Raw genomic sequence first — 6,571 nt, forward strand, 5'->3', positions numbered from 1 at the left:
ACCGCCACCGGGCGTTCCCTCCGGGGAGCATCACGATGACACGAGACATTCACACACTCAGCCGACGGTCGCTGCTCGCCGGGCTCGGCACGATCGGCGTCGCCGCGGCGGGCGCCGGCCTCGGAACGACGGCGTACTTCAACGACGTCGAGCGCTTCGACGGCAGCTCCGTCACCGCCGGCGAGTTCGATCTGCAGGTGGACTGGCAGGTCACGTACGACGGCCCCGACGGCCTCGTCTACGTTGACGCCGCGCCCGACGAGTTCGTCAACGACCCGACCGATCCAACCCGTCTACTCAAGAGCGATGACATTCTCAACGGCGGGAGCTTTGTTGCGGGAAGCGACGGGATCCGCGATCCGATCTTCACGCGGGCGGAGATCGCCGACCGGGCCGGCTTCGGCGCCGATCTCGGCGCTCTCACAGACGGCGAGCGCGCGGCCGTTGAGGCGCGGTATCGTGACCAGTTCGCCGACCGTCCGGTCGAACCCGATCCCGCCTCGGTGGTGCTCGACTCCGAGACGTTCGCGGATCTGAAGCCCGGCGACCGGATCACGCTGGACGTCAGCCTCCACCTGTTCGACAACCCGGGCTACCTCTGGCTGACCGGCGCGCTTGTCGACTCCGATGAGGGAGCGATCACCGAACCCGAGGCGGGCGATCCCGACGAGGACCAGACTCGCGACGGGACCCGCAAGGCCGGCGACGGCGCGGAGCCGGTCGTCGAACTGCTCGACGCGCTCCGGGTGACCGCTTGGTATGAGTCGACCGGCGACGCGACCCGCGGTCCGGGCGAGCGAGTGATCCTCGGGGGCAACGACGACCCCGCGGCCGACCCTTCGCTGCGGGAGTTTCTCGACCTCGTCAGGACCGGGAACGGCGTCCCCCTCGACGGCGACCTTTCGACCGACTACGACGAGGTCGTCGACGGCGTACCCGCGCCCGGCGGCGATCCGGCCCGCGAGCCGTTCGAGAACTCGACGACGCGCTACCTCGGGCTGTCGCTCGCGCTTCCGATCGACCATGTCAACGAGATTCACGGCGATTCAGTGGCGTTCGACGTCGGGGTCTACGCCGAGCAGGCCCGTCACAACGCCGGCGGCGCCCCGGCCCCGGGACTTTCGATCTTGAACGCCCGGGCGGCCGAATCGCCGAATCCCGGCCCGATCGGGCTGGCGTTCGACCTCCGCAACGGTCTGAACGAGCCGGTCTCACTGACCGATCTGACGATCGAGCCCGCCGACTCCGTGATCGTCGCGCTGAGTGACGCGATCGCCGACACGTCGAACCCCGCGGGCTACGAGGTCTATGTTGACGCGTCGACGCCGGGATACACTGACGTCTCGGGCGGGATCGCTCTGCCGGGGTCGATCGCGCTCGGAAGCGACGGCTACACCGACAGCGCGGACCGCGAACCGTCCCTTGAGCCGGGCGAAACGGCTCCGGTGACGCTGTTCTCGTTCCGCGACTCGACCGGAGACGGGGTCGATATGAGCGACCGGCAAGTGTCGCTGACGCTCGCCTACCGCGGGGAGACATCCGGGCGGGGGATCGTGACGCGATCGGTGGTCGGATGAACGAACCGCACGGGGGCCCACGTCGGCTCGAAGCGGGAACACACGGTCGCTCCGGCGGCCGTGACGATTCCGGGCCAACGGCCGGTCGTACTGCTTGCGTACCCGACGGTATGAGGATCGTACCGATCCGAAATCGGCGCATACCTATGGTCCGATCTACCGTATCGGAACAAGAACGTCGAACTGACAAACACCGACCCGGCACATCCGGGAGACAAAATATATGTTATTCACACGTCGACAGCTGTTAACCGGAATCGGCGGCGGAGCCCTCGCTATCGGGGGACTCACCCTCGGCCAGCGGCCGCCACGGTTTTCGACATACACCTACGCCGCGCCCGACGACGACACCGACGACCGGCGCCTTCGCGTCGCGTGGTACGAGACGTACAATGGCGCACTCGTCGGGAGCACCGATGGAGACGGGACCGAAACGGACGCGGATGCGGTACTTGACTCCGAGCGATCGCCTGGCTACGTCGAGGAGGCGACCTTCGTGACCGACGTCTCCGGGCCGGTCATCTCCGTGGGAAACGTCCTCCCCGGAGATACCGGAACGGTCGTGGTCGGGCTGGAGGTCGTTGAAACCGAGCCGTCGGAGCCGCTCGACGTCTGGATCGCCGGTTCGATTACTGGCGCGGACGAACACGGAATCAACGAACCGGAGCGAACGGACGGCGACACCACGCCGGATCGCGGCGAGCTTGGCGACGACGCGGTCGTCGAGGTCTGGATCGACGGGTCGCCGCTCCGCGGGTGCGACGGTATCAGAAACTTCGAGGAGTCCCTGGAGTCGCCGCTGGTGGCACGATCGTCGTTCACCAACGCGTTCGCACCGAGCACCGACATCGGCGGCGCCGACGGCGCGCTCGCGCTCGACTGCCTCGATCCAGGCTCGCTCAGGTGCGTTGCGCTCCGATGGGAGCTCCCCGCCGACGTCGACAACCGCTCACAGGGCGACGCTCTCGGCTTCGAGTTCGCGTTCGCGGGGGGCCCTTGCAGCGGCGACAGCCCCTTTGGCGTCGGAGGCTCCGAATGACGGTCAGCCGCCGCCGCGTGCTGGCAGCGATCGCAGCCGCCGGCGGGACCGGCGGGTTCGTCTGGACCGCTTCCGGGGCCGAAACCACGGCGATGCTCCGGGACGACGAGAAGTTCGAGGCGTCGCTTACGGCCGGTATGCTCAATCTGATGATCGAATACGAGATCCTGGCTGGCCCTGGTGCCGACGGCCCCGGGCGTTCCGGCACCGTCGACGGACCACGCGTCCGGCTCCCGATCGGAGCGCTCGGCGCCGACGAGCCGTCCGGCCGGACGCTGCTTACCTTCTCGTTACCGCAGCGCGGCCACGCGGTAAACAACCCCGCGGCGTTGTGGGTCGCGACCCGCTGCCCCGACCCGGCGGCAACGAGTCTGGGGGAGGCGCTCCGACTGACGCTGTCGTACGCCGACTGCGAGACGGGCGCCCGGGTCAGTCGGATCGCCGACGGCTCCCTCCGGGAGGTGGCCACGGCGCTCCGCGGCGGCCGCCGGATCGACGGCGACCCTGCCACCGGAACGCTCGACTGCCTGACCGACCGAGTATGTCTGCTCGCGGAGTATGAACTGGTCGGCTACGTCGGCTCGGAGACTGTCGACCTCCCGCTGTGGGCGTCGGCCACCCAGTGTCGACACGCTACCCCGACGAACCCGTTCGCCGATGTCGACGTCGCCCCGTGCCCTCCTGGCGATGTTTGTACGTGCTGCCGGACGATCGGAAAGCTGGACCTCGGCAGCGACACCCAGCCCGGGAGCGAGAGCCGGATCGACCCCGGCGTCTACACGTTCACCGAGGGCAGCACCGAGTACGAGCTCGACGTGTACCGGACCGTCGACGACGTTCTCGGCGAGGGTGACGTCTCCGAGACGGTCGGCGTCGCGTTCCGGCTCCGGAACAGGGCGGACCCCGGCGGGATGGCCCCACGGCTCTGCACGGTTCGGGTGAAGGGCGGGCCCGGAGTCGAGACGTACGACCGCAACGACGGGACTCGTGCTGACACCGCGGGGCTTCCCGGCAGCGACGCCGACGGCGTCGTGTACGCACCCGACGGCCACGCCGTCAACTACGTCCTCGTCTGCGTCTGCACGACCGAGTCCGACGCGGACTGTTCGGGGTGCAGCGACCCGTCGCTCATGCAGGGAAGCAACGGCACCCCCGAGGAGTCGAAGGGTCCCAGCAATCCCGACGGGCCGGAGACCCCCGGCGGTTCCAGGGGCGGACCGCCCGACCGGGGCGGTCCGGCGGCGGCGTCGCCCAGAGGTGACCAATGACCCGATTCCTGCGGCCGTCGAGGCCGGGTCCCGCCCAGCTGCTCGTGACGATCGTCCTGATCGCGGCGGTCTCACCGTTTGCGGTCTTCGCCGTTCCGCAGGTCATTGGCGCCGACGAGGGGTTCGTCGTCCTCTCCGGAAGTATGGAGCCGACAATGTCGCCCGGCGACGTCGTAATGGTCGACGCATCTGGCCCCGCGGGGATCGGTGACGTGATCACCTACAGCCGACCCGGCGACAGCGTCCCGACGACACACCGCGTCGTCGGCGTCGTCGACGGCGGATACGAGACCAAGGGTGACGCGAACGAGAACGCCGACGCAGACCTGATCGGCCCCGAAGCGGTCATTGGACGGGTCGTCCTCACAATCCCCGTCGTCGGTCGCCTGATTCTGTGGGCAAACACACCTGTGGGGTACGTCGCGCTGGTCATCAGTCCACTGGTGTTGCTCGGCGTGAGCGAACTACTCGCGTGGGCCCGGCGGGAGCCGGACGGAGGCAAGAAATCGGCGGCGTCGCCTGGAGCCGGCGCGGAGGCTTCAGACGACTCGGGAGACCCGGACGCTGACGGGACGGCCGACTGGGAGTTCCCGGCAGCCGACGCCGAAACGGAGCCAGCACCGGTCGAAACCGTCTCGATCGCCGCGGTCGACCTGAAGCTAACGCTGCTCGCGATGGGGGCGTTGCTCGCGTACGCCGGATGGAACCTCTACTGGGAGCTCTCACTGACCGCGGCCCCGACCCCGATTTCGGTCGGGGCATTTACTATGGGACTCCTCGGCCTCCTGTTCGCCGGGTGGGTGACGCTCGCCGCGTGGTGGGCAGCCCGCGCGGCGCGCTCGGAACCGGGATCGGATTCGGACCCGGAGTCGGACCCGTCGTTCGACCCGGAGCCGAAGCCTACACCCCTCGCCGACGTCCCCGCGCTGACGGACGGCAGCGGGGACGCGGAGGGCGACGATGAATGAGACGCTCGCGGTCGTGTGCGTTCTGCTCGTCCTGTTCGCGGCGGCGTCCGCCGGCGTGTCGGCCGCGCTGCTGTCCGACGAGGAATCGGTCTCGCTCGGATTCAGCGCCGACGTTTCGGCCCCCGACGCTGTCGTGATCGACGACGCCACGGAGGTCCAGTTCGACACCTCGAGTGCTGATTCCACGACCAGTACAGGCACACCCGAGTCTGACTCGAACGTGACTAGCCAGAACACGACAGGAGGACTACCGAAGTCTAACGGAAACGGTTCGTCCGTCCCCGACGGCACCCCGGACCAGAACGCCACGATGCCCGACGTCGCGCCCAGTGGGAATGCCACTGACGACGATTCGACGCCGTCGTCACCCAGTACCTCACGCGGCGGACAGAAGTCGAACGGCGGTGCGTCCGGCCAGGGCACCGGCGACGACAACACTGATTCGGCCCAATCCAATGAGGGTGATGAGACGGAATCTGTTGATGACGTTCCGAAAGAAGACAATAGTGAGGGAAGCGCTGATTCGGCCGGACCCGGCGACGAGGCAGGCCCGGCAGAAAATGACGAGGCGGAATCGGACGAGGACGGATCCGATGAAAACACCGGTGAGGGGGGCGCCGATTCGGCCGAATCCGACAACAGCGACACGTTCAACGACGAGACGAAGTCGGGCAACGACGGCTCAGACGGGGATACCGGTGACGGCAGCACCGACTCGACTGAATCCGGTGATAGTGACACGTCTGGCGACGAGACGAAGTCGGGTGACGACGCGGCAGAATCATCAGAAAGCGACGACGGCTCAGACGGAGACACGGACGACGGTGGCACCGACTCGGCCGAATCCGACGACAGCGACGCGTCCGGCGACAAACCAGCGTCACCGGACGGTGACACGACGGAGTCGTCAGAAAGCGACGACGGCTCGGACGAAGGCACGAGTGACGGCAGCACCGACTCGGCCGAATCCGACGACAGCGACGCGTCCGGCGACAAACCAGCGTCACCGGACGGTGACACGACGGAGTCGTCAGAAAGCGACGACGGCTCGGACGAAGGCACGAGTGACGGCAGCACCGACTCGACCGGATCCGACGACGACGACGATACGTCCGGCGACTCGACATCAGGTTCCGAGGGCTCCGACCCGACCGGATCCGACGACGGCGATACGTCCAGCGACGAGACGGAGTCGTCAGGAAGCGACGACGGTAGGTCAAGCGGAGACGCGAGTGACGGAAGCACTGATTCGATCGGATCTGACGGCGGTGGTACGTCCGGTGACTCGACATCGGACTCTGATGGCTCCGACTCGACATCGGATCCGGACACCGAGTCGAAATCTAGCGGGACACCCGACTCGGGCGGGGAGTCCAACGACAATGGCTCGTCCGACTCCACCAACGAATCTGGCGGTTCCGCCGGGAACAATTCCACCGACGACAGCTCATCCGACGACTCCGGGACCACCTGATGATGCCAGCCAAAGCAGGCCGATTCCCCTGTCCTCCCGGGACGGCTCGCGGCGCACACAAGCGGAACGTGCTCGTACTCTTGGGGTACCTCTTCGTACTCCTACTGCTCGTCGGCGTCGTTGTCGCGCTCCTGTGATTTCGGGACGGTTCTGGGGTCTACAGAGACGCGGCGAACGCCCCGGAACTTAGCTATCTTCATTAGGCGAGAGAATCCCGCGCTTCAGGGCGGGCGTGAATCGCCGCA

General features: G+C 67.5%; 5 protein-coding genes. All 5 read left to right on the forward strand.

The features are described 5' to 3' along the window. Positions 1–35 precede the first annotated feature (35 nt). The 5 genes from DP107_RS20330 to DP107_RS17890 all read left to right on the forward strand — a co-directional run bounded on the left by DP107_RS20330 (position 36) and on the right by DP107_RS17890 (position 6,326). Entirely contained in the window at positions 36–1,577 is a 1,542-nt protein-coding gene (locus tag DP107_RS20330; RefSeq protein ID WP_185977389.1) for a SipW-dependent-type signal peptide-containing protein, read from the forward strand. Positions 1,578–1,800: 223 nt separating this feature from the next. Further along, positions 1,801–2,616, forward strand: coding sequence for a hypothetical protein (locus DP107_RS17875; RefSeq protein ID WP_144263471.1), 816 nt, complete (start codon positions 1,801–1,803; stop codon positions 2,614–2,616). Continuing rightward, positions 2,613–3,884, forward strand: a complete 1,272-nt coding sequence (locus tag DP107_RS17880) for a hypothetical protein (protein WP_144263472.1) — start codon at positions 2,613–2,615, stop codon at positions 3,882–3,884. Before DP107_RS17875 ends, DP107_RS17880 begins: the two co-directional genes overlap by 4 nt. Then, entirely contained in the window at positions 3,881–4,852 is a 972-nt protein-coding gene (locus DP107_RS17885) for a signal peptidase I (protein WP_144263473.1), read from the forward strand. Before DP107_RS17880 ends, DP107_RS17885 begins: the two co-directional genes overlap by 4 nt. Continuing rightward, the gene (locus DP107_RS17890; protein WP_144263474.1) at positions 4,845–6,326 is read left to right on the forward strand and encodes a hypothetical protein; all 1,482 of its coding nucleotides are present in this window, start codon (positions 4,845–4,847) and stop codon (positions 6,324–6,326) included. Before DP107_RS17885 ends, DP107_RS17890 begins: the two co-directional genes overlap by 8 nt. Positions 6,327–6,571: the final 245 nt, after the last annotated feature.

It is taken from the genome of Haloglomus irregulare, from assembly GCF_007421925.1.
Classification (GTDB): Archaea; Halobacteriota; Halobacteria; order Halobacteriales; family Haloarculaceae; genus Haloglomus; species Haloglomus irregulare.

What these genes read in the sequence shown, in the direction of transcription:
- DP107_RS20330 (WP_185977389.1), top strand. Translation starts at nt 36, where the DNA reads ATGACACGAGACATTCACACACTCAGCCGACGGTCGCTGCTCGCCGGG.
- DP107_RS17875 (WP_144263471.1), top strand. Translation starts at nt 1,801, where the DNA reads ATGTTATTCACACGTCGACAGCTGTTAACCGGAATCGGCGGCGGAGCC.
- DP107_RS17880 (WP_144263472.1), top strand. Translation starts at nt 2,613, where the DNA reads ATGACGGTCAGCCGCCGCCGCGTGCTGGCAGCGATCGCAGCCGCCGGC.
- DP107_RS17885 (WP_144263473.1), top strand. Translation starts at nt 3,881, where the DNA reads ATGACCCGATTCCTGCGGCCGTCGAGGCCGGGTCCCGCCCAGCTGCTC.
- DP107_RS17890 (WP_144263474.1), top strand. Translation starts at nt 4,845, where the DNA reads ATGAATGAGACGCTCGCGGTCGTGTGCGTTCTGCTCGTCCTGTTCGCG.